20 protein-coding genes and 1 pseudogene are annotated in these 20450 nt (G+C 44.6%); 13 read left to right on the forward strand and 8 right to left on the reverse strand.

Annotated features, from left to right (window positions below; translation table 11 throughout):
* Nucleotides 1-92 precede the first annotated feature (92 nt).
* Nucleotides 93-1382, reverse strand: a complete 1290-nt coding sequence (locus FC83_RS06725; protein ID WP_057002566.1) for an adenylosuccinate synthase — start codon at nucleotides 1380-1382, stop codon at nucleotides 93-95.
* 851 nt (nucleotides 1383-2233) lie between these two features.
* Here FC83_RS06725 and FC83_RS06735 point away from each other — a divergent pair.
* Nucleotides 2234-2992: a CPBP family intramembrane glutamic endopeptidase gene (locus tag FC83_RS06735; RefSeq protein ID WP_035456128.1), complete on the forward strand. Its 759-nt coding sequence runs from the start codon at nucleotides 2234-2236 to the stop codon at nucleotides 2990-2992.
* A gap of 194 nt (nucleotides 2993-3186) precedes the next feature.
* Here FC83_RS06735 and FC83_RS06740 read toward each other — a convergent pair whose 3' ends face one another.
* From FC83_RS06740 to FC83_RS06760, 5 genes are all read right to left on the reverse strand, one after another.
* Nucleotides 3187-4335, reverse strand: coding sequence for a hypothetical protein (locus FC83_RS06740; RefSeq protein WP_035456125.1), 1149 nt, complete (start codon nucleotides 4333-4335; stop codon nucleotides 3187-3189).
* Nucleotides 4336-4364: 29 nt separating this feature from the next.
* A complete protein-coding gene (gene dnaB / locus FC83_RS06745; RefSeq protein ID WP_035456122.1) occupies nucleotides 4365-5771 on the reverse strand; it encodes a replicative DNA helicase in 1407 nt (468 codons plus the stop codon).
* 235 nt (nucleotides 5772-6006) lie between these two features.
* Nucleotides 6007-6273, reverse strand: coding sequence for a helix-turn-helix domain-containing protein (locus FC83_RS06750; protein WP_035456119.1), 267 nt, complete (start codon nucleotides 6271-6273; stop codon nucleotides 6007-6009).
* Between the two features lie 260 nt (nucleotides 6274-6533).
* Entirely contained in the window at nucleotides 6534-6989 is a 456-nt protein-coding gene (gene rplI / locus FC83_RS06755) for a 50S ribosomal protein L9 (RefSeq protein ID WP_035456116.1), read from the reverse strand.
* A 51-nt stretch (nucleotides 6990-7040) separates the two neighbouring features.
* Nucleotides 7041-9047: a DHH family phosphoesterase gene (locus tag FC83_RS06760; RefSeq protein ID WP_035456113.1), complete on the reverse strand. Its 2007-nt coding sequence runs from the start codon at nucleotides 9045-9047 to the stop codon at nucleotides 7041-7043.
* A 251-nt stretch (nucleotides 9048-9298) separates the two neighbouring features.
* Here FC83_RS06760 and FC83_RS06765 point away from each other — a divergent pair, with 251 nt between their 5' ends.
* The 3 genes from FC83_RS06765 (at nucleotide 9299) to FC83_RS06775 (ending at nucleotide 11224) form a co-directional block, all read left to right on the forward strand.
* Nucleotides 9299-9994 (forward strand): GntR family transcriptional regulator, encoded by a 696-nt coding sequence (locus tag FC83_RS06765; RefSeq protein WP_035456110.1) that lies wholly within the window; start codon nucleotides 9299-9301, stop codon nucleotides 9992-9994.
* Nucleotides 9987-10856, forward strand: a complete 870-nt coding sequence (gene citG / locus FC83_RS06770) for a triphosphoribosyl-dephospho-CoA synthase CitG (protein WP_057002567.1) — start codon at nucleotides 9987-9989, stop codon at nucleotides 10854-10856. The genes FC83_RS06765 and citG overlap by 8 nt, the downstream gene beginning before the upstream one ends.
* A 110-nt stretch (nucleotides 10857-10966) precedes the next feature.
* The gene (locus FC83_RS06775) at nucleotides 10967-11224 is read left to right on the forward strand and encodes a hypothetical protein (RefSeq protein WP_035456107.1); all 258 of its coding nucleotides are present in this window, start codon (nucleotides 10967-10969) and stop codon (nucleotides 11222-11224) included.
* Nucleotides 11225-11320: 96 nt separating this feature from the next.
* On the opposite strand, the gene FC83_RS06780 is transcribed toward FC83_RS06775, so the two are convergent.
* On the reverse strand, nucleotides 11321-11677 hold the full coding sequence (locus FC83_RS06780; RefSeq protein ID WP_035456105.1) for a hypothetical protein: 357 nt from the start codon (nucleotides 11675-11677) through the stop codon (nucleotides 11321-11323).
* 202 nt (nucleotides 11678-11879) lie between these two features.
* Between FC83_RS06780 and FC83_RS06785 the strand changes: the two genes are divergently transcribed.
* On the forward strand, nucleotides 11880-12386 hold the full coding sequence (locus FC83_RS06785; protein WP_035456103.1) for a helix-turn-helix transcriptional regulator: 507 nt from the start codon (nucleotides 11880-11882) through the stop codon (nucleotides 12384-12386).
* 65 nt (nucleotides 12387-12451) lie between these two features.
* Here FC83_RS06785 and FC83_RS06790 read toward each other — a convergent pair whose 3' ends face one another.
* Nucleotides 12452-13774 carry a CitMHS family transporter gene (locus FC83_RS06790; RefSeq protein WP_057002568.1) on the reverse strand — a complete coding sequence of 441 codons (1323 nt, stop codon included), beginning with the start codon at nucleotides 13772-13774 and terminating at the stop codon, nucleotides 12452-12454.
* Between the two features lie 401 nt (nucleotides 13775-14175).
* Between FC83_RS06790 and FC83_RS06795 the strand changes: the two genes are divergently transcribed.
* The 8 genes and pseudogenes from FC83_RS06795 (at nucleotide 14176) to FC83_RS17600 (ending at nucleotide 20147) form a co-directional block, all read left to right on the forward strand.
* Nucleotides 14176-14496 (forward strand): hypothetical protein, encoded by a 321-nt coding sequence (locus FC83_RS06795; protein WP_052005113.1) that lies wholly within the window; start codon nucleotides 14176-14178, stop codon nucleotides 14494-14496.
* A 26-nt stretch (nucleotides 14497-14522) separates the two neighbouring features.
* The gene (locus tag FC83_RS06800) at nucleotides 14523-14942 is read left to right on the forward strand and encodes a biotin/lipoyl-containing protein (protein ID WP_057002569.1); all 420 of its coding nucleotides are present in this window, start codon (nucleotides 14523-14525) and stop codon (nucleotides 14940-14942) included.
* A 32-nt stretch (nucleotides 14943-14974) separates the two neighbouring features.
* A complete protein-coding gene (locus tag FC83_RS06805) occupies nucleotides 14975-16096 on the forward strand; it encodes a sodium ion-translocating decarboxylase subunit beta (protein ID WP_035451876.1) in 1122 nt (373 codons plus the stop codon).
* 15 nt (nucleotides 16097-16111) lie between these two features.
* On the forward strand, nucleotides 16112-16243 hold the full coding sequence (locus FC83_RS16875) for an OadG family protein (protein WP_081763031.1): 132 nt from the start codon (nucleotides 16112-16114) through the stop codon (nucleotides 16241-16243).
* Nucleotides 16244-16444: 201 nt separating this feature from the next.
* Nucleotides 16445-16753 (forward strand): citrate lyase acyl carrier protein, encoded by a 309-nt coding sequence (citD, locus tag FC83_RS06810; protein WP_052004550.1) that lies wholly within the window; start codon nucleotides 16445-16447, stop codon nucleotides 16751-16753.
* Between the two features lie 56 nt (nucleotides 16754-16809).
* A complete protein-coding gene (locus FC83_RS06815) occupies nucleotides 16810-18180 on the forward strand; it encodes an oxaloacetate decarboxylase subunit alpha (protein WP_035451898.1) in 1371 nt (456 codons plus the stop codon).
* 211 nt (nucleotides 18181-18391) lie between these two features.
* Nucleotides 18392-18784 (forward strand): hypothetical protein, encoded by a 393-nt coding sequence (locus FC83_RS06820; RefSeq protein ID WP_052004549.1) that lies wholly within the window; start codon nucleotides 18392-18394, stop codon nucleotides 18782-18784.
* A gap of 363 nt (nucleotides 18785-19147) precedes the next feature.
* A pseudogene (locus FC83_RS17600) lies at nucleotides 19148-20147 on the forward strand (IS30 family transposase).
* Nucleotides 20148-20450 lie beyond the last annotated feature (303 nt).

Raw genomic sequence — 20450 nt, forward strand, 5'->3', positions numbered from 1 at the left:
TTAGAATTTCTGAGATTTTTGTTTTTCATCGGTGCACTTGACAGGGACCCTATCATACTGACCCGATGGCTGTGTTTAATTTAGAATTGGTTTTAAGCTTGATCCCAAACATTATACAAAATGTTGGTTTGTTCCCGATCTGGTCCCACGGAGAAAGTGGCGATTTGGACACCCACAAGTTCTTCGATGCGTTTCACATAATTACGGGCATTTTCCGGTAAATCAGCTAAGTTTTTGACCCCAGTAATGTCTTCATCCCAACCTGGTAATTCTTCATAGATTGGTTTGCATTCCCCTAAGACCTTCAAACTAGCTGGGTAATGATAAATTTCTTCGCCGTTTAATTCATAGGCTTTACAGATTTTGACCGTCTTTAAGCCGGTTAAAACGTCGATGGAATTTAAACATAGGTCGGTGATACCGGCAACCCGTTTAGAATGGCGCAAGACCACAGAGTCAAACCAGCCAATCCGGCGGGGCCGCTTGGTAACGGTGCCGTATTCATGACCGGCGTCTCTAATGAAGTCCCCTTCAGCGTTTAATTGTTCTGTTGGGAATGGGCCATCCCCCACTCGGGAAGTGTAAGCCTTAGCTACACCCACCACGCGGTTGACTTTAGAAGCCCCTACCCCACTACCAATGGTGACCCCACCGGCAGGGTTTGAGGAGGTTACGAAGGGATAAGTCCCCTGGTCGATATCTAACATGACCCCTTGAGCCCCTTCAAAGAGCACGTTTTGGCCCTTATCCAGCGCATCGTTTAAAACCACCGATGTATCGGTGACATATTTTTTCAGCTGTTGGCCATAGCCATAGTATTCTTCAAAAATATCGTCGAATTTCAAAGGCTCAGCGCCATACATTTTCGTTAATTCTTTATTTTTTTCTTTAAGATTAGCTTCAAGTCGTTCTGCAAAAATTTCTTTGTCCAACAAATCGGCCATGCGAATTCCCACACGGGCAGCTTTGTCCATATAAGCCGGGCCAATCCCTCGATTGGTTGTGCCAATTTTGTTAGCGCCCTTGCTTTCTTCTTGCAGCCGGTCTAATTCAATATGATAAGGCAAAATAACGTGGGCCCGATCAGAAATCCGCAAATGTTCGTCTTTGACCCCTTGGTCGCTCAGTCGTTTTAATTCGGCCACAAGTGATTTTGGATTGACCACGACACCGTTGCCAATCACACTCAACTTATCTGGGTACAAAATCCCAGATGGAATCAACCGTAATTTGTAGACCTGACCGTTAGATTTGATGGTATGACCGGCATTATCCCCACCTTGATAGCGTGCGATAACATTGGCTTCTTCACTCAAGAAGTCCGTGATCTTACCTTTACCTTCATCGCCCCACTGTGTTCCAACTACAACAACAGATGTCATTCGTGCACCTCATTTTATTATTCGTTTTAGTAAACACATACAACGTTGATTGTACCAATTATTCAGGCTTTTTGAAATAGTTTTTGGAATATAAAAAAATATTTTGGCCGCTGACAGTTGTGTTTTGTTAAGAAACTTCCGGCAAAATTGGGATTAGTGGACGGCATTGGCTTCAGAAATAGGGTTTCTAAGGCTAAAATTCTTTACGCGAAAACGTTTTATTTATATAATAAAAGTAGTTACAGATGTTATTAAATACACCCTTAGCCATTTCTTTAAACACCTGCACTCATTATCTTTGCGCCGTTGTTTACCAGATATAAAGTGGGTGACTATTATGCGTCGTTATCTCAAAAATTACTGGAATACCTACCTTGGTACCAGTGATGCGTGGGAGTTTCTTATTTCAGCAACGATTTTCATGTTTATCCCTTTGGCGTTTGAACTGCCTAAATGGACCTTGCTGATTCGAGTCCCAATGACCTTCATCTCTGTCCCATTCATCCGAAAAATCTTGATCAAATTCCATTGGCAAAAATCTTGAATAACTGGACCGCTAGTGCAATAGCTAGCGGTTTTTTATTGCAAGTGACACATCCAAAAATTTGCACGTTATATTAAGACAGAGGCTTTGCTAAAGTGCATAATCACGATTTCTCGCATATCACGGGCGATTGTCTAACTAATGCTTGGCGTCATTAGTGTTGTCAGGTATAATTACACTTAATAATTTCAAAAAATGAAATCAACTCACTTAAAAAGCAATCGAACAAACTGTGTTGCTGTTCATGCACAACGTGGTTTGATTGATTGCTTTTTACGATATAACACAATATGGAGATGATAACACTATGACACAGAGGGCAAGAATACTTCGTATCGGGCTGTTTTTACTCAGCTTTGGCTTGATCGATTATATGTATGGCAGCATTTTCAATCGGTTGATTGTTTCGGATACTTGGTTCATCGTCATTTATAAGGTGTGCGGACTTGTGCTTGTTGTTATTTTGAATAGGCTGATCACCCATCAAAGTTTCTTTTGGAATTTAAAGATTAGTGTGGGTCGAACTTTACTATGGTTAATGGCCATTGGCACGTTGACATTATTTGCAGTCTATCATCCAGTCAATTTTATCAATGCACTTTCTGAAGCAGCGACGGCTGCAATTGCAGAAGAGTTAATGTTCCGCGGTGTTTTGTTTCCACAATTACTCAAACTAACCTTTAATCCTAAGCGAAGATTCAATTCAACGTTATTGGCCATTGGCCTATGTGGTCTGATTTTTGGACTGTGGCACTTCATCAATTTGATGCACCAGCCGTTCCTAGTGACTTTGTGTCAGGTCATTGAAGTGAGTGGCATGGGCTGTCTACTTACAGCTGTTTATTTAAGGTCAAGAAGCCTGACACTACCAATCGCACTTCATTTTTGGCTAGATTTCGTTATTCGATTAAACAAAAGCAGTTACGTACCGGTCAGTAGTTCACAAATATCTGTGGGAACTTCGATTGGCCATTTATGCTTATATCTAGCTATTGCATTGGTGATTATGCCGAAAAAACCAATACTGAAATATGTCCAGAGATTCATTCCGAAACTAGATTTTTAAGTCGGAAATTGCTACTTTACCAGGTAGTGATATATCTACAACATTGGCCTATTTTTGTTCTCTAGGGTACAGTATCAAGCACCGGATGAAACAATTCTATAAAACTTAAGATGGACCTACGAAGCTTTCTAACATGGCTAGAAAGCTTTTTTTTATAGGCAAAAACCCCTGCCGTCACCAGCAGGGGTCCTAATTTAACGATATTCTTCTTCTAACAAATAACCGGTCAAATAATCAAAGGCGATCTCTAGACAATCTGCCAGGGGTACTTCCAGGACGGCTTCGGTGTCTTCATCATCATCCAATAAAGTGAAGTTGAACTGGTTCTCGTCAAAGTCAGTGACAAAGCCGAGATAACTGTTATCGCTATCGGCTTTAAAACGCATGCGCAATACATGGTGCTGGTCTTGGGCATAACGGATGAGGGCCGGCCACAGATCTGGGGCCTTCAGGGGCCAATCTGCCCGTAATACCGGCTGCACCAATAGGCCCCGCTTCTTATTTTCCTGTTGATAAAAGTCCACGGTGTTCAAATAGTCCGATTCGGCCGCAATGTTGGCGATTTCTGACAGGCGTAAGCCCACGTAACCGCCGAATTGGCCGGTCATGTCCAATAATTGCATGACCACACTATCGTCGGTCAAACGTAACACCCGGCCCACGAAGAAATTATCCGTGACATCTTTGGGCTGCAAAGAAATCAGCATATCTTCCGCTTGAGCTTTTTGCAAAAATAACGGCAGCATGTCCGTGGCTTCAATGCGCACCATGGCCCGATGGGTGGGTTCGCTGAGGTACAACAGCTTGCCTAAGTACAGGTCTAAGCCACCGAATTCGATGACTTCCACGTCGTCCATATTGATGGTCATTTTTTTGGATTTGGTATAGTTGAATCGATTGAAATAACTAAAGGTCAGCACCTCACCTAAACCGGTGATAATGCCTTCGTAGTAATCCTCTTTATCATGGAGGCCAAATAAAATCAGTTGGCGTTCTTGGAAAGTCAAAGCTAGGACTTGCTCCACCAAGGGGGCGTATTCGTCAAAGCTTAATTCCCGGTACAAAAAACTAGGCACCATTAATTGTTTTTTCCGCACCATTTTAATGCGAAAAGTCATGCGTTCTAAGTCAGTGCTGCTGAGTTCCACATCGGCAATGGCGCTCAAGAGGATCAAAACAAAACCATCCTTGATGCCATTTTCATTATAGGTGGCTAACACCACACTTTGTTGATCCAGGGCAATGACAATGCCGGTATAAAAGTCGTCACTATCCAGCTGATACACGTTGATCAGCTGGTAATCTGCCTTGGCAGAGGTTAACGTCTCAAAGATGTCAGACATAAAATGCCTCCCTTCTAGTTAAAATTAGGTTAGTTGCCAGGTTCTTGACTGTAGGCGATAGAAGAAAACTTGTTATAGGACTTGATGAACAGCAGTTTCACAGTTCCCCGGGCCCCAGAACGGTTCTTCTCAATAATCACTTCGACTTCACCCACATCTTGGTCATCATCAGAAACGGGTTGGTCGGCTTGGGTGTAGCTATTGCCCCCATCCCCGTCTTCTTCGGAATCTCTATAATAATCATCCCGGTATAAAAATGCAACAATATCCGCATCCTGTTCAATAGAGCCGGATTCCCGAATATCAGATAACACCGGCCGCTTGTCTTGACGTTGCTCCACACCCCGGGATAGCTGGGATAGGGCAATGACGGGCACGTGAAGTTCCTTGGCCAGCTTTTTCAAAGACCGGGAAATCGCGGAAACTTCTTGTTGCCGGTTTTCTTGGCCGCTACCTTCGATCAATTGCAAATAATCGATAACGATCAAACCCAAATTACCCTTTTCCTTAGCCAGGCGCCGGCACTTGGCCCGAATTTCGGCGATCCGTACTCCCGGTGTATCGTCGATATAGATCTGAGCCTTTGATAAACTGCCCATGGCCACGATCAAGTTATTCCATTCTTCATCGTTCAACTGCCCAGTACGCAGGTGATTGGATTCAATACTGCCCTCGGCACACAGCATCCGGTTTACTAACTGTTCGGCACCCATTTCCAAACTAAATAGGGCGATGCTGGTGTCGATTTTCGTGCCGATATTTTGGGCAATATTTAAGGCAAAGGCGGTTTTCCCCACCCCGGGCCGGGCCGCTAAAATGATCAATTCATCTTCATGAAGCCCAGCGGTGATTTTATCCAATTCTTTGTAACCCGTGGGTAGACCGGTGATTTCATCGTTATTTTGGGATAAGGCGTCAATATTTTTCAACGACTCCTGCAGCACATCACTGATAGTTTGAAAGCCGGTGTTGCTCCGCTGTTCTGACACCGCTAGAATATCGCGTTCCGCGTTATCTAACAGGTCGGTGACGTCCTCATCACTGTCATACCCTTTGCTGACAATTTGAGTAGCCACATTGATCAGTTGCCGGGTCATAGCCTTTTCTTTAACAATTTTGGCGTAATAAGACACATTGGCCGCTGTGGGCACGGCTTGGGCCAGTTCGGCCAGATAGCCGATGCCGCCGATATCGTCCAATTGATTGCGACCCTCTAGGATATTCTTGATGGTCACGGTATCAATGGCCTCATTGCGGTCATTTAAATCCACCATGGCTTGGAAAATCAGCTGGTGGGCTTTTTTATAAAAATCTTCTGGTTCTAAGAACTCCATAGCTTCCACTAAAGCGTCCCCGCTTAAGAAAACAGCCCCTAAAACAGACTGTTCCGCAGCGTTATCTTGTGGTGGTAAGCGATCGAATACTTCGTTAGTCATATATACTTAAGTCTCCTAAAATCAACGGGACAAACATCATCTGGGCGCACTTTTCGCGCAACGTTATGGTTAAGGTCCGGTCTAAAAATAGCCCGACACACACTTAACCTACTTTGCAATTGTATACATCTGGGGCGGTAAAATCAATTCCTATTGTAGGCGCAAAAAATGATGGCATGGTTTATCTGATATTTTCAGATTAGCCATTGTCATCATTTTTGGAATACCTTAGTCATCACTTGAACCCAACTGTTAGTTTCTTACCCATAGCGTGCGCAATAGTTTGTAATTTTTCAAAGGAAACATTATCACCGCGCTCAATCTTGGCAATCGTTGCCTGAGTTGTATGGGCCCGCTCGGCCAATTCAGCCTGCGTCAATCCCGCACCCTCACGCGCATGATAAAGCGCAAGGGCCGTTGCAAGTTTTTCACCTTCAGCTTCATAAGCCTGGTTAAACTCAGGATCTTGTCTTTTTTCTTGGATCAATGCATCAATTTTCATTATCAAGCCACTCCTTTCGCAACCCCTCTTAAACTATTGTATAATACAAGCAATCAGAAAGAGGTACGGCAAATTTGCCCCTTCCCTGAAGACTACTCAAGATATAAAGCTACTTGGAAAGCCACAAAGATGGATTAACTTGGAAGGTCAAATCTATCTTTGTGGCTTTTTTTCGTATTTCTAAAGTTTCTCTAGTGTTAAAAAAAGCCACGCCAAACGTGATGTTTTGACGCAGCCTGTTTTGAATTCAGATGTTAAGCCTAACCTTGTTCCGTGATGTGGACTCTGATAGTTGCTTCCACACCAGGGAATAGCTTCACGGGCACGTTGGTGTAACCCAATGAGCGGATAGGTTCTGGTAAGTCCATTTTACGTTTGTCCACTTTCATCGCAAATTGCTTCTCAAGGGCTTGGGCAATTTGTTTGCTGGGGACGGAGCCAAATAAGCGGCCATCTTCCCCGGCTTTGGATTGGATCTGGACGACTGTTTTGTCAGCTTCCAGACGTTTCTTGAAGTCTTTGGCTTCAGCTAATTCTTCGGCTTTTTGCCGATCCTCAGCTTTTTGTTTCCCTTTTAATTCACTCATTGCTTGGGCGGTGGCGGCTTTGGCCTTGCCTTGTTTAATTAGGAAGTTTTGGGCGAAACCATCAGGTACGTCTTTAACATCGCCCCGTTTGCCCTTGCCGCGCACATCTTGTAGAAAAATAACTTTCATATTGAAAACCTCCTAGTATTTATTACCTATCATTATTATAACAGTTTTCGCCTAATTGTCGGCGGCTGCTTGGGTCAAAACATCAATCAGTTGGGTCTTAGCGTCAGCCACGGTACTATCCGCAAACTGGGTGGCGGCATTAGACAAGTGCCCGCCGCCACCAAGTTTTTCCATAATGACTTGAACATTGACTTCCCCGGTGCTCCGGGCCGAAATCCCCACCTTGCCATCCGTCCGTTTGACGATGACAAAAGAGGCTTCAATGTTGGATAGGGATAACAACGTGTCGGCGGCTTGGGCGGCCGTGACGGGATCGTAGGTTTTATCCTCTTCCCCCACACATAAAGCCAAGTGGTCTTGGACCATTTCCACCGTGTCGATCAAGTGATTGCGCTGGATGAAGTCGTCGATGTTTTCCTTCAGGAGATTTTGCACCTGTAAGCCATCGGCCCCCACGGAACGCAGGTAGCTAGCCGCATCAAAGGTCCGGGTCCCCGTCCGCAGGGAGAAGGATTTGGTATCCACCGTGATCCCTGCCAACATAGCGGTAGCTTCCAGTTTATTAATGGCTGGCATATCTTGGGGCTGGTATTCGAACATTTCCGTGATCAACTCACAAGTGGAGCTGGCGTAAGGTTCGATGTAAACCAAGATAGGATTTTCCGGAAATTCCTGGCCCCGGCGATGGTGGTCGATGATCACCGTGCGGGATTGCAATTTGTCATAAAGCTCCGGGCTAATGGAGATGGAGGGCTTGGAGTGGTCCACCATGATCAATAAACTCTTCCCCGTGGCCATGGTCAAAGCAGTTTCGGGGTCAATGAGACTTTCTTCGATTTCCGGATACTCCTTGATGTCTGACAACAAGCGGGACACGTCGGTGTGGACCCGGTCGTGGTTGATCACCACATAACAGTTCTTATGGTTCATTTGGGCAATGCGGCGAATCCCCAAGGCCGCACCAATGGCATCCATATCCGGGGACGAATGCCCCATGACAAAGATTTGGTCGGCTTGTTTGAAGATATCTTGAATGGCCTGGGCGATCATGCGGGCCCGTACCCGAGTCCGCTTCTCCATGGGATTGGTTTTACCCCCATAGAAACGGGCATCCTCGTTAGGGGATTTCACCACTACCTGGTCACCCCCCCGACCTAGGGCCAAGTCCAAGTTATTCTGGGCGGTATTGGCCAAATTGGTGAGATTTTGCTCCCCATAGGCAATCCCCAAACTCAAAGTCACCGGATAGTTCTTTTGGGACGTTTCCTGGCGAATATCGTCTAGAAACTTGAACTTATCCACCTCCATATGCTGCAGGGACTTGGCATAGGCGATGAGGATATAGTGATCGGCGTCCACCCGCTTTAAGAAGGCCTGGAATTGGTTGGACCAATCCGTCAGCTTGCTGGTGACATAGTTGTTTAAATTGGCCACTTCCTGGTCATCCATGGACTGGGTGACCTCATCATAATTATCAATGAATATTTGGCCGATGACAATCTGTTCATCATGATAGCGGTCTTCGATTTTAGCGTAGCGGGTAATGTCTAGCATATAGACCACGCCCAGACTCTTTTGACTGATGATCTCAAATTGATTGATACCCCAGTGGACGAACTTCACGGTTTCTGAGTCATCGTCAGCAGTAATAATTTTGGCCAGTTCCGGGTCGATTTCGGTGATGGTTTTGCCCAAAATATCGGCGTCATCTAAGTATTGCTGGATAAAGGGATTGGCCCATTGGATCTTTTGGTCGTCATCATATAACAAAATGCCAATGGGCATTTTAATGAAGGCTTCTTGTTCCCCCCGCTTGATGCGGTAGGATAGATCGGAGACGTATTCGTTGGTGCGCTTGGAGACGTGCATGCCGATGTAGTAGAGATTGGCGGCAATCAATAGGAAACACAACGTCACCGCCAAGCCCCAAAACAAGCTCATCCAAAAGGCCGCGATCATATTACCCAGGGCTAAAATCAAGATGATGATCCCCATGATCCGCAGTTGTTTGTCCTGGAATATACCTGGTATTTGTATTCTTGACAGAATTTTTTTCATATTAACCTCAATTTTGAATTTCTTCCTCATAATATTAAGAAAATTCTAAGATACTCGCTCTTCATTTTATCACAAAACAAGAAGGGTGAAAAATATGAAGGTATCGCAATGCCTGGGATTTGAAACCCCGGGTGGTTTAATTTTGGCTGTTATTTAATGATATTGCATCAATCAAGTATATTTTGCCAAACTCTTGTATAATATACAATATGAATGGCCAAAAATTACAATGAAGGGGTCGGTGTACCGACTTGAGTGATTATATTGACGTTATTATTAATAACATGGAAATCAAACCCCGCCAGACGTTAGCCGAAGAAGTTTATTTGGGGATGCGCAAGTCAATTATTCAAGGTCAAATTTTAGCAGGTCAACGGATCAATGAAAAGGAATTTTCCACCCGGGCCCATATCAGCCGGACACCCATCCGCGTGGCGTTACACCGCTTGGCTGAAGAGGGATTGGTGGAATACGTGGCCCACATTGGGGCGGTGGTGTCCCAAATCACCGCTAAGGATGTGGAAGAGATTTTTGAGATTCGCATTGCCTTAGACCGCTTAGCCACCTTTAATGCCATGACCAACATGTCTCCTAAGGATTATGAAGCCCTCAATCAATTACTCCTAGCCACAGAAGCAGCCAATGCCCAAGACGATATTCCCACGGTGATCCGGGGCTTTGAAGACTTCAATAACTTTATCTATCAAGCCAGCAACATGCCCCACTTGGTGATGATCGTGGCCCGCTTGCGGGACTATTTGAAGCGCCTGCGGGACGTTTCTTTATCGGGTGCCGATCGCCGGGCCAAGGCGTTGGTGGAACACCGCCATATTTATGAATTGATGCTGGAACAAAATCGACCGGAATTAGGCCGGGTTTTGACCGAGCATTTAGCCTACTCTAAAACCTTTATTTTAGAAGAAATGGCCCACCTTAGCCATGAATAACACGACCATGGCCATCACCCAACTAGCCACCCGAGCCTTGTTCTATGAAGTGGCGTTATACCCCAAACCTGGCCTAGTGGACCCCATTGATAACGGCGCCCATCACGACATGGATTTGAGTACCTTTATGGATAGCGCCACGGCTTTGATGCCGGCGTTATATGAATTTTCAGACGCTGGTTTAACCTATCCTTTGGACGCCCCTTTGCCCGGCTTATTTGACGAAGTCCGCCAAATCGGTCTGACAGCTGAAGTGGCCATGTACGCGGCCACCAATCACATCAATACCCATAAGGGGGCAATTTTTAGTTTTGCTCTGTTGTGTAGTGCCGTGGGTCATGTACTGGCTACCAGTCAAATTGAACTGGCAGATTGGACCAAAGCCAATACCGACGCCGTTTTTACCACCATTGCTCAAATGACCCAGGCCCTGGATCATGATTTTGACAACCTGGCCAGCAAAGATAAGCTCAGTTATGGGGAAAAACTGTATTTAGACTATGGCATCAAGGGGGTTCGGGGGGAAGCAGCTGCTGGTTACCCGGCGTTACGGGATTACGGCCTGCCCTTTTTGCGCCGCACCCAAAATACCCCCCGCCATGTGCGCTTATTAGATTTATTTCTGGAACTATTGGCCAATACCACCGATTCCAACGTGATCCATCGCAGCGATATGGCCACGTTACGGCGCATTCAACACCAAGTTCAGGCGTTGCTTGCCCAGGGCGGTATCGCCAAGTTGGGGGTAGAACCCATGGTGCAATTAAATAAAGAATTTATTGCCTTGAATATCAGCCCAGGGGGCACGGCTGATTTACTAGCCGCTAGTGTTTTTTTAGGGTTTTTGGAAAAACTTTTCTGATTGTCATTCTGAAATTATGGTATCCTTGATTTAGCGGCTACTACCGGCCTGTATTCGGTAGTGCCAGGCCATAAATGATGTCTATGCTTTTAAGAAAGGATCGGATAACGATGACTGATAATTTATCCAAGAAACCAATTCATTTGGACCCTAAAAAATTCGCTAACCTGGTGGTAAGTTCCCATGATGTTTCTGACGACTTATCCCCTGAAAAAATCGTTAAACGTAAACTCACGTTGTATCTAACCGCACTCATGATCGCCGAACGGTTCAATCAGCTGGAAAACCGCGACCTGCGTAATCTACCCAAAGATGATTACCATAAGCTGATTGGTGAGTTAGAAGACGAAACCTTTGAAGACTGGTAGAAATTAATTTGTCATATGCAAACAGCCACTGGTGTAAATGCCGGTGGCTGTTTGTTTTTAGTATGGGGTAGCTGTTCTCTATGGTAAAACGGGCAATTACATAAAGGGCAAAGCGGATAAAAAAAGCAGTATAAATACAATTAATGGCACCAATATAGCACAAATAGCAAGTATGCCCGGCCAGGATTGCCGTTGTTGGTGAAGCACTTGGGGATCAGGTTGTACTTCGGCCAAACCACATTTGATTTCATAAGTAGATTTAATGTCCAGCTGGGTTAAAAGGCGCTCTAACTTGTAGGTGACTATTGCCAAGGGAATCATGGCCGCAAGGGGTAATAGTAGGCCGTTAAACCGCCAAAAATAAAAAGATGGATAAATAGCCACTATTGTCAGAATGTTAAGTAGAATAGCCGCCGTTGCATAACGGATAAGTCGTTTCATTTTTTGACGCATATTTTTGCCCCCAGTCTAATTTGGATTGACATATGACTTTATTCATTTAATTTGCTAAAATTTTAAGTAAGAAGATTTCTTCCAACTCCTGCAACTTCAGCTTAGCATGTTTAATGGACTTTTTGCTGTCATTATCCTTGGACAAAGGTGTATGACAACTGGTTTTGACAACCTAAATATCTATTATGAGGAGGCGAAGAGCATGACAATTGGCCAGAAAATAAAGCAATACCGTACTGAAAAAGCAATTTCGCAAACACAACTTGCTGCTAAATTACTAGTCTCCCGGCAAACGATTTCTAATTGGGAAAACAACAAAGCAATTCCTGATATGGCAAATCTCATTATTTTGAGTCAGTTCTTTGGATCATCTGTGGATGACTTTTTGGCAGATGATATTCAAAAAGTTGAAACCAAACGGCGGCAACTCACCTTTGCTGGCATATTAGCCAGCTTGATCATTTTCTTAAGTCTTTGTTTCTTCGCTAGTATTTTCTTAGCTGTCGCGCTGGGTCATTACTGGCTTATTTTGCCCTTCATCCTTTTAAATCTCATGTTAGGAAGCATTTTATTGTTTGCCATGAGCAGCCGTAATGATGCGACCTATGTCAAAAAAGTCTCAAAGCCTAAATCAGCTTTCATTATGCTGGCTTCTGGTATTGTTAGTTTTTGTCTGATTTATGGCTTACTGGACCTGCTGAATTTTTAATAACAATAACCACTGAAAAAGCACGCCTCGAATTTTCTTGAGACGTGCTTATTTTTTAATTGAGATTATCTAGCAACGTACAATGGTACCCCACCGGTGGCAATGGTAACGACGATGAAGATGATGAAAATCCCCACGGCCCATTTGCCGGATTCTCTTTGCCAAGCACCCATGTCCAAATCGGTTAACCGTAGGAGCAAGTAGATGAAGGCAACTAATGGTGACAGTAAATGGAAGGCTTGACCCATCAAGGATGCCAGCCCCATTTGCATGGCGGTGAAGCCGTAGTGATACCCGGTTTCGGCTAGCACTGGCAACACCCCGAAGTAAAAGGCATCGTTGGATAAGAAGAACACACCTGGTGCGGAAATGACGGCCACAACTAAGCCCCAGAAACTACCCAGGCTATCCGGGATAATGCTCCCCAGAGATTTAGCAATGGCGGTAGCCATGCCAGAACCTGTGAGCAAGCCCATGAAGATACCAGCGGCGAAAATCAAGATAACCACTTGCACGGCATCCCCGGCATGGGCCTCGATCCGTTCTCTTTGTTGTTTCATAGAACGGTAGTTTAACAGTAACGCAATGGCCGTCCCGACGATGAACAGGAATGGTGATGGGAATAAGCCACTCACCAATAACCCCACCAAGACCAGTGTCATGATGGCATTTGGCCAAATCATCTTTGGTCTTCTTAATTCCAAAACAGACGGATCAGTAACCACCGTTAATTCGGCAATTTCTTCTTGAGATAAATCAACGATACCTAAGCGTTTACGTTCTTTACGACCTAAGTAGACAGCAACGAACAACATATAAATGATGGCAACGGCCATCCCTGGTGCGACGGAACGTAAAACAACACTCTCGTCGATCTTCAAAACAGAGATTGCCCGGGCAGTTGGGCCGCCCCAAGGCAAAAGGTTCATGATGGTGTTTTGTAAAATGATCAAGACACCCAAGTTCATCATTTTCAAATTCAGTTTCTTATAAATTGGAATAAAGGCCGAACAACAAATCAATGTTGTCGTGGTCCCATCCCCGTTTAGGGAAACTGTTGCGGCAACGATAGCAGTCCCCAGTAAAATCTTAACTGGGTCCCCCTTAGCAACTTTGATAACAAAGGCAGTGACCGGGTCGAATAACCCAGCATCTAACATAATGGAGAAGTACAAAATGGCGAATAATAGCATGACCCCAGTTACCGAGACACTCTCTAACCCTTTAAGCGCCCAGGCACCAATCTTTTGGGGATACAATCCTAAAGCTAACCCAATAATGGTGAATAATAATGGAATTGAGATTAGGGCAGTGAATGGCGATAACCATTTTTTCATGATCAACAGCATGAAGATGATGACCATGGCATAACCTAGTATTGCTAGCATGAAAAAACCTCCCTTTTTAATGGTAGTTCTTGATAGCGATCTTTCGAATTAGTCGCTTGAATCTCCTCTAAATCTCCAAGTAACCTGATAGAAATATTTAAGCCCGTCTCAAGAAAGAACTAATGCAAAAGAAATAGCTTTAACTATCATTATAAGCATTGCTTTGCAATTCACAATACGATTTTGATTAAAGAACAATCGAAGAACATTTCGAAATCAAAGGCCTGCATTCAATGAAAACGCTTTATGAAATTGGTAGAAAAACCCCGGTATCATTACTGTTTTTATGAAAATAGCTATATATTGTGAAGAACATCTAAAGAACAGCGAAAACACCCAAATCACGGTACAAAAGCTTTATAATTAATGGTAATTCAACTAATCAATGGGGAGGTTAAAAGATGTTTAACTGGTTTAAGAAGAAAAAAACCGAAACACCCGCTAAGCCAGCACCACCGGCACCTGTTGCACCTAAGCCAGTCGGTTTACCCATGACAGATACGGAAACTCGGGTGGTCACGTTAGTCAGCACCGCCATTGCTGCTGGGGATTACCCGGCATCTAGTTTTCGTGTGAAACGCATCACGAAGACTAAGGAACGAGTTGGCTTACCCATGACCTTCGCTGAAAAAGAGCGGGTCATTGCCATTGCCAGCGCTATTTTAGCAGGAGACCAACCTGCCACCAAATTTACGGTCAAGTCTGTCACCAAACTCAGCTAAATTAATATATATAAGGAGCGAGATAAATGTTAAGAAAATTCAAAATTAAGATTGATGGCAACGAATACGAAGTTGAAATGGAAGAATTAACCCCCACCCCCCAAGCTGCCCCAGTGGCACCCGCAGCTCCTGCTGAACCTGCGGCCCCAGCACCACAAGCTGCCGCCCCGGCCCAACCTGCTGCACCAACTCCTGCGCCGACCCCAGCACCTGCTGCTAATGGTACCGGCGCTGGCACCCCAGTTAAAGCCCCAATGCCGGGTAATATCTTAGACATCAAAGTCAAAGTGGGGGACACTGTCACTGAAGGTCAAACCCTCTTGATTTTGGAAGCCATGAAGATGGAAAACGAAATCGTTGCCCCCCAAGCTGGTGTGGTAACTGGCATTGACACCGTAAAAAATGACGTTGTAAGCTCTGGGGATATTTTGCTGACCATCCAATAGCGACCCATATAAAAAAGAGAGGTGCTGACCTAATGGACACAATAATTCAAACTGTCACGTCCATCACCTGGCAACAAGTTGTCATGATGGTTATCGGTGGCGTTTTAATGTATCTAGGTATTAAAAAGAACTACGAACCAACCCTCCTAGTCCCCATGGGCTTAGGTGCGATTCTGGTCAACTTCCCCATGACCGGTGTTTTGACCCAAACCATTAATGGCCAAAAAACCGAAGGGGTCTTAGATGTCCTCTTCAACGCCGGTATCACCACGGAATTATTCCCCCTTCTGATTTTTATCGGTATCGGGGCAATGATCGATTTTGGACCACTGCTCTCTAACCCATTCATGCTCTTATTCGGCGCCGCAGCACAATTCGGAATATTCTTCGTTGTGATTGTGGCCTTACTCTTTGGTTTCAACATTAACGAAGCCGCTTCAATCGGGATCATTGGTGCTGCTGACGGCCCGACGAGTATTTTCGTCTCCAATCAACTGGCGCCAAATCTACTGGGACCAATTGCCATCGCGGCGTACTCGTATATGGCCTTGGTACCCATCATCCAACCCATGGCTATTAAACTGGTCACCACTAAAAAAGAACGGCGGATTCGGATGGAATATCAAGCTGAATCCGTTTCTAAACAAACCCGGATTTTATTCCCAATCATCATCACCATCATCGCCGGTTTAGTTGCGCCAGTTTCCCTACCATTAGTTGGATTCTTAATGTTTGGGAACCTCTTGCGGGAATGTGGCGTGTTGGATCGTTTGAGCAACACGGCCCAAAACGAATTGGTCAACATCGTTTCAATCTTATTAGGGTTAACCATTTCTGTGAAATTGACTGCGGGTAGCTTCTTGAAAGTCCAAACCTTGATGATCATCGCCTTTGGGTTAGTTGCCTTCATCATGGACAGTATCGGTGGCGTATTGTTCGCCAAATTCTTGAATCTCTTCCGTAAAACCAAAATCAACCCAATGATCGGCGCTGCGGGCATCTCCGCCTTCCCAATGTCTAGCCGGGTCATCCAACAAATGGCTCAAGCCGAAGATAAACAAAACTTTGTCTTGATGTATGCCGTTGGGGCCAACGTTTCTGGCCAAATTGGGTCCGTTATCGCCGGTGGCCTGTTGCTTGGTTTCTTTAGCTGATAGGAGGAATTACTAATGAGTGCAGCTTTAACACAAGGTTTTGAATTAATGCTTTTCGGTATGGGTGGCGTTTTCGCCGTTTTATTCTTGATTTACTTGGTATGTATCGCCTTAAACCGTATCTTCTCAGGTAAACCCAAGGAATAGCCCTAATCCGGTAACCAATCAACAATCATCCAGAATTTGACGCACACTTTTTGCGCAAAACTTCGACTTGGAAATTATTTCCCGGGAAATAGTCGCTGGAAATATCATAAAATCTCTAAAATTCGTACGGCTATACCACCCAGTGTGACGCTAGTATTGCCAGCGGCCGAACGAAGTTGTAGAGCAGAAAGGAATTTTAAGATGGATATTGATATTAAACACCAGGCCATTGCTGGTACGACTGAACCCACCGATATTCAAATTACGATTGCGCCAAATGATGCTGATGACATTGAGATTGAATTAACCAGCACAACACAATTAAGCAAGCAAATTAAAATCATTATTTTAGATACGTTAGAAAAAGTGGGGATTACCAGTGCCCTGATTCAAGCGAAGGATCAAGGGGCACCCGATCGGACCATCAAGTCCCGCACCTTGATGGCCGCCTATCTTGCCGCTGATATCAACACGGCTGTGGACTGGCGCCTGATCGATGACCAAAACTGACGCTGATTACAATCAAAAGTAAAGTAGGTGTTTTCTTGAAAAAACAAGTGAAAATTATGGAAACGGTCCTGCGGGACGGCCATCAAAGTTTGGCGGCCACCCGAATGTCTACCGCCCAAATGTTGCCGATTTTAGACAAAATGGATCAAGCCGGTTATTATTCAATGGAAGTCTGGGGTGGTGCGACGTTCGATTCGGCGTTACGCTTCTTACACGAGGACCCTTGGGAACGGCTCCGGCTGATTCGTAAGCATGTGAAAAATACGAAATTACAGATGTTACTGCGGGGCCAAAACCTGTTAGGATACCGCCACTATGCAGACGACTTTGTGAAACTATTCGTCCAAAAATCCGTGGCAAACGGCATTGATGTCATTCGCATATTCGATGCCTTAAATGATCCCCGCAACCTACGCACTGCGGTAGAAGCTACAAAAGCCGCTGGTGGTGAAGCGCAAACAGCCATTTCATACACCACCAGTGCGGTGCACAGCAACGAATACTTCTTAAATCTTGCCAAAGAATATGCAGCCATGGGTGCGGATTCAATCGCCATCAAAGATATGGCCGGCATCATGACCCCAGAAAATGCGTATGAACTCACCGCCATGATCAAAGATGCCATCGACTTACCATTGGAAGTCCATACCCATGCCACCAGCGGCATTGCCACCATGACTTATTTGAAAGCTGTGGAAGCCGGTGCGGATATTATTGATACGGCCATCTCACCCTTTGCCGGGGGCACTAGTCAACCCGCCACAGAATCCATGGTCTTAAGTTTACAAAGCCTAGGGTACGATGTGCCGGTTAATATGGATTTATTAAGTGATATTGCCGACTACTTCAAGCCAATTCGCCAAGAATTCTTGGATGATGGCATCATGAATCCAAAAGTCCTGGCCATCGAACCAAAAGCTTTGATCTATCAAGTCCCTGGGGGCATGCTCAGTAACCTGCTGTCCCAGTTGACGGAACAAGGCCAAGCTGATAAATACGATGAAGTCCTGCAAGAAGTCCCTAAAGTACGTAAAGACTTAGGTTATCCCCCATTGGTTACCCCATTGAGTCAAATGGTGGGGACTCAGTCGGTGATGAACGTGTTAAGCGGCGAGCGCTATAAACTGATTCCTAAAGAAATCAAAGAATATGTTCGGGGCCTGTATGGTAAATCCCCGGCACCAATCTCACCAGAAATCAAAGAAAAGATCATCGGCGACGAACCAGTCATCACCCAACGACCAGCTGATTTATTGCAACCAGAATTGCCAACGATTCGTAAAGAATCAGCTGCCTTTGCGGACAGTGACGAAGATGTCTTAAGCTATGGCCTCTTCCCACAATCCGCTAAACCATTCTTGATGAAGCGCAAAGATCCTTTCTACGATATTCCGATACAGACGATTGATGTGACCACTGAATTTTAAATTTGTAAGTAAAAAACCAAAATCTCGGAAGAGGTTTTGGTTTTTTTATGAGAATATCGAAAAGGAAACACGGGATTTCAATCCCGTGAGGAATTCCGATTGAGTTTGAATTTTTCAAACAATTTATAAATATGTGCATATTTTGAGCACGATTCTTTCTTTGTGATTGCTAAATAAGTTATAATAACTATAAGGGGTATGAGTAATCAAAATGCTGTTAAGTCTAACGATCAAGGCTAAACTCAAACTAGATAACGCTGCCGATGCCGCTAAATTTCAGGTGACCAGTGAACAATATCGCTCAGCCTGCAATCATGTTTCTGAGTACATTTTTAACAATGACTTTGAGTTGAGTGTTATCAAGATTCACAAAAAGCTTTATCGAGACTTGCGACAGCACTTTGGGCTAAAATCACAGCTGGCTAGCTCTGTGATCAAAACGACGGTTGCCCGTTATAAAACTGTTCAGACGCAACTGCGACGTAAACCCATGGCCTATGCCACCGGTAAAAAGGATAAAAAGGGTAAAGAAATTTATCTAAAAAGTCTCCAGAGATCTGCACTGGCTTTGGAAACCAATCCGTTTCCAGCGTCCGCAAGCTGATTTAGTCCGTAATCGCAATTGGTCTATCGTCGCAAACGGTGAAAAGCTGTCCATCAATACGCTTCAAGGTCGGGTGGAAGGCTCGCTTTGTGTTAAAAACTGGCTTTGAACAGTATCTGGATGGCACCTGAAAATTTGGCGGTGAGAAGTTAATAAAGTCTGGTCCCAATTGGCTTTTGCACATTACAGTCAATAAAGAATTCCCTGAATTGGCCCGTACTGGTATACAACACGTTGTGGGACTTGATCCTCTTTGATTTACAATTTAAGTGCAAGATGTTAAGTGCAAGAAAAAGGACTCATAGCTAGAATCCTGTACAATGGGTGTTAACGACAACAAACATTGAAAGGCAGGTCTTAGCTATGAATCCCTACCAACATCTTACCACAGGTGAACGTGAACGGATATTTGTAATGCATGAACAAGGAGAAACTCTGGAAGTGATTGGCAGAGAGCTGAAACGTAGTCCCAGCACGATTAGCCGAGAGTTATCTCGAAATTCACAACATGGCCTATACTCTCCTTCTGAAGCAACACGTTTATACGCAGCCCGCAAACAAAAATGTGGCCGAAAACGAGTATTTACGAATACTAAGATTTTTGATGTCGTTAAACATTTTTTCCTTGAAGAACAGTGGTCCCCAGAAGAAATTGATCAACGCTTGAAACACGAAGAATCTAGTTTTCAAGTGAGTTACAATACGATCTATCGGGCTATTTACCGCGGGGACTTCAACGAAACAGGCTTATCTCACGGCAATCGCGGTGCAGTCCGAAAACTCAACATCGTGGTAAGATTAGACATACTAAAGGCCACGTTGAACGCCGTGACAAGATTCAGATCAGTAATACATTCATGAACGACCTTTGGCCGCCGATGACCGTGCTGAGATAGGGCATTGGGAACTGGGAACTGGATACGGTTGCCGGAAAAACTGGTAAGGCTTGTGCAGTCACAATGGTTGACCGCCTCTCCAGGTTCTGCTTGATTGGAAAAGCAGACAAAAAGAAATCAGCCGAAGTAGCTCAGATCATCCTGGCTTTGACGGCCAAGCTTCCTATCAAGGACGTTAAAACCACCACACCAGATCATAGCAAAGAATTTGCGAAACACGCTGAGACCACAGAAGAAACTGGTATTGAATTTTATTTTCCAGATCCACACGCGCCTTGGCAAAGAGGCACGAATGAGAATACAAACAATCTGCTCCGTGAGTATCTTCCTAAGTCTCAAGACATGTCTGATATTCCTGCACCAGAATTCGCAGAGTACGCTCATAAATTGAATACCTGGCCAAGAAGTGTCTGGGTTGGAGAACACCCTACGAAGTTTTCTACAATGAGACTTTGCACTTAATTTGACAATTCACCCTTCAAAAAGTATTTGCTAATGCCGGGATGGGCGATGAATTAGCATTCACACCAATTATCAATTACCAAAGTTACGTCATCACAATTGTATTTACCGTCTTACTTATCATTTTGATAACCAGTTTGGTCAACCGTGACCCCTCACTAAAGTAAAGGGCTTGAAGTGCTTACTTCAAGTCTGGTTGTCTAGACTCAGTGTCTTCTAGACACTACGTTATCTTGGTGATCACACCTGGGGATGATACCCTAGTTCCCAGCTCTGTGCGGGCACTGTAAACAGTCCTAAGGTCAATG

Origin of the sequence: Agrilactobacillus composti DSM 18527 = JCM 14202 (assembly GCF_001436375.1) — a bacterium.
Classification (GTDB): Bacteria; Bacillota; Bacilli; order Lactobacillales; family Lactobacillaceae; genus Agrilactobacillus; species Agrilactobacillus composti.

Excerpts from the sequence above, each read along its gene's own strand:
- FC83_RS06725 (WP_057002566.1), bottom strand. The coding sequence starts at position 1,382 with ATGACATCTGTTGTTGTAGTTGGAACACAGTGGGGCGATGAAGGTAAA.
- FC83_RS06735 (WP_035456128.1), top strand. The coding sequence starts at position 2,234 with ATGACACAGAGGGCAAGAATACTTCGTATCGGGCTGTTTTTACTCAGC.
- FC83_RS06740 (WP_035456125.1), bottom strand. The coding sequence starts at position 4,335 with ATGTCTGACATCTTTGAGACGTTAACCTCTGCCAAGGCAGATTACCAG.
- dnaB (WP_035456122.1), bottom strand. The coding sequence starts at position 5,771 with ATGACTAACGAAGTATTCGATCGCTTACCACCACAAGATAACGCTGCG.
- FC83_RS06750 (WP_035456119.1), bottom strand. The coding sequence starts at position 6,273 with ATGAAAATTGATGCATTGATCCAAGAAAAAAGACAAGATCCTGAGTTT.
- rplI (WP_035456116.1), bottom strand. The coding sequence starts at position 6,989 with ATGAAAGTTATTTTTCTACAAGATGTGCGCGGCAAGGGCAAACGGGGC.
- FC83_RS06760 (WP_035456113.1), bottom strand. The coding sequence starts at position 9,047 with ATGAAAAAAATTCTGTCAAGAATACAAATACCAGGTATATTCCAGGAC.
- citG (WP_057002567.1), top strand. The coding sequence starts at position 9,987 with ATGAATAACACGACCATGGCCATCACCCAACTAGCCACCCGAGCCTTG.
- FC83_RS06775 (WP_035456107.1), top strand. The coding sequence starts at position 10,967 with ATGACTGATAATTTATCCAAGAAACCAATTCATTTGGACCCTAAAAAA.
- FC83_RS06780 (WP_035456105.1), bottom strand. The coding sequence starts at position 11,677 with ATGCGTCAAAAAATGAAACGACTTATCCGTTATGCAACGGCGGCTATT.
- FC83_RS06785 (WP_035456103.1), top strand. The coding sequence starts at position 11,880 with ATGACAATTGGCCAGAAAATAAAGCAATACCGTACTGAAAAAGCAATT.
- FC83_RS06790 (WP_057002568.1), bottom strand. The coding sequence starts at position 13,774 with ATGCTAGCAATACTAGGTTATGCCATGGTCATCATCTTCATGCTGTTG.
- FC83_RS06795 (WP_052005113.1), top strand. The coding sequence starts at position 14,176 with ATGTTTAACTGGTTTAAGAAGAAAAAAACCGAAACACCCGCTAAGCCA.
- FC83_RS06800 (WP_057002569.1), top strand. The coding sequence starts at position 14,523 with ATGTTAAGAAAATTCAAAATTAAGATTGATGGCAACGAATACGAAGTT.
- FC83_RS06805 (WP_035451876.1), top strand. The coding sequence starts at position 14,975 with ATGGACACAATAATTCAAACTGTCACGTCCATCACCTGGCAACAAGTT.
- FC83_RS16875 (WP_081763031.1), top strand. The coding sequence starts at position 16,112 with ATGAGTGCAGCTTTAACACAAGGTTTTGAATTAATGCTTTTCGGTATG.
- citD (WP_052004550.1), top strand. The coding sequence starts at position 16,445 with ATGGATATTGATATTAAACACCAGGCCATTGCTGGTACGACTGAACCC.
- FC83_RS06815 (WP_035451898.1), top strand. The coding sequence starts at position 16,810 with ATGGAAACGGTCCTGCGGGACGGCCATCAAAGTTTGGCGGCCACCCGA.
- FC83_RS06820 (WP_052004549.1), top strand. The coding sequence starts at position 18,392 with ATGCTGTTAAGTCTAACGATCAAGGCTAAACTCAAACTAGATAACGCT.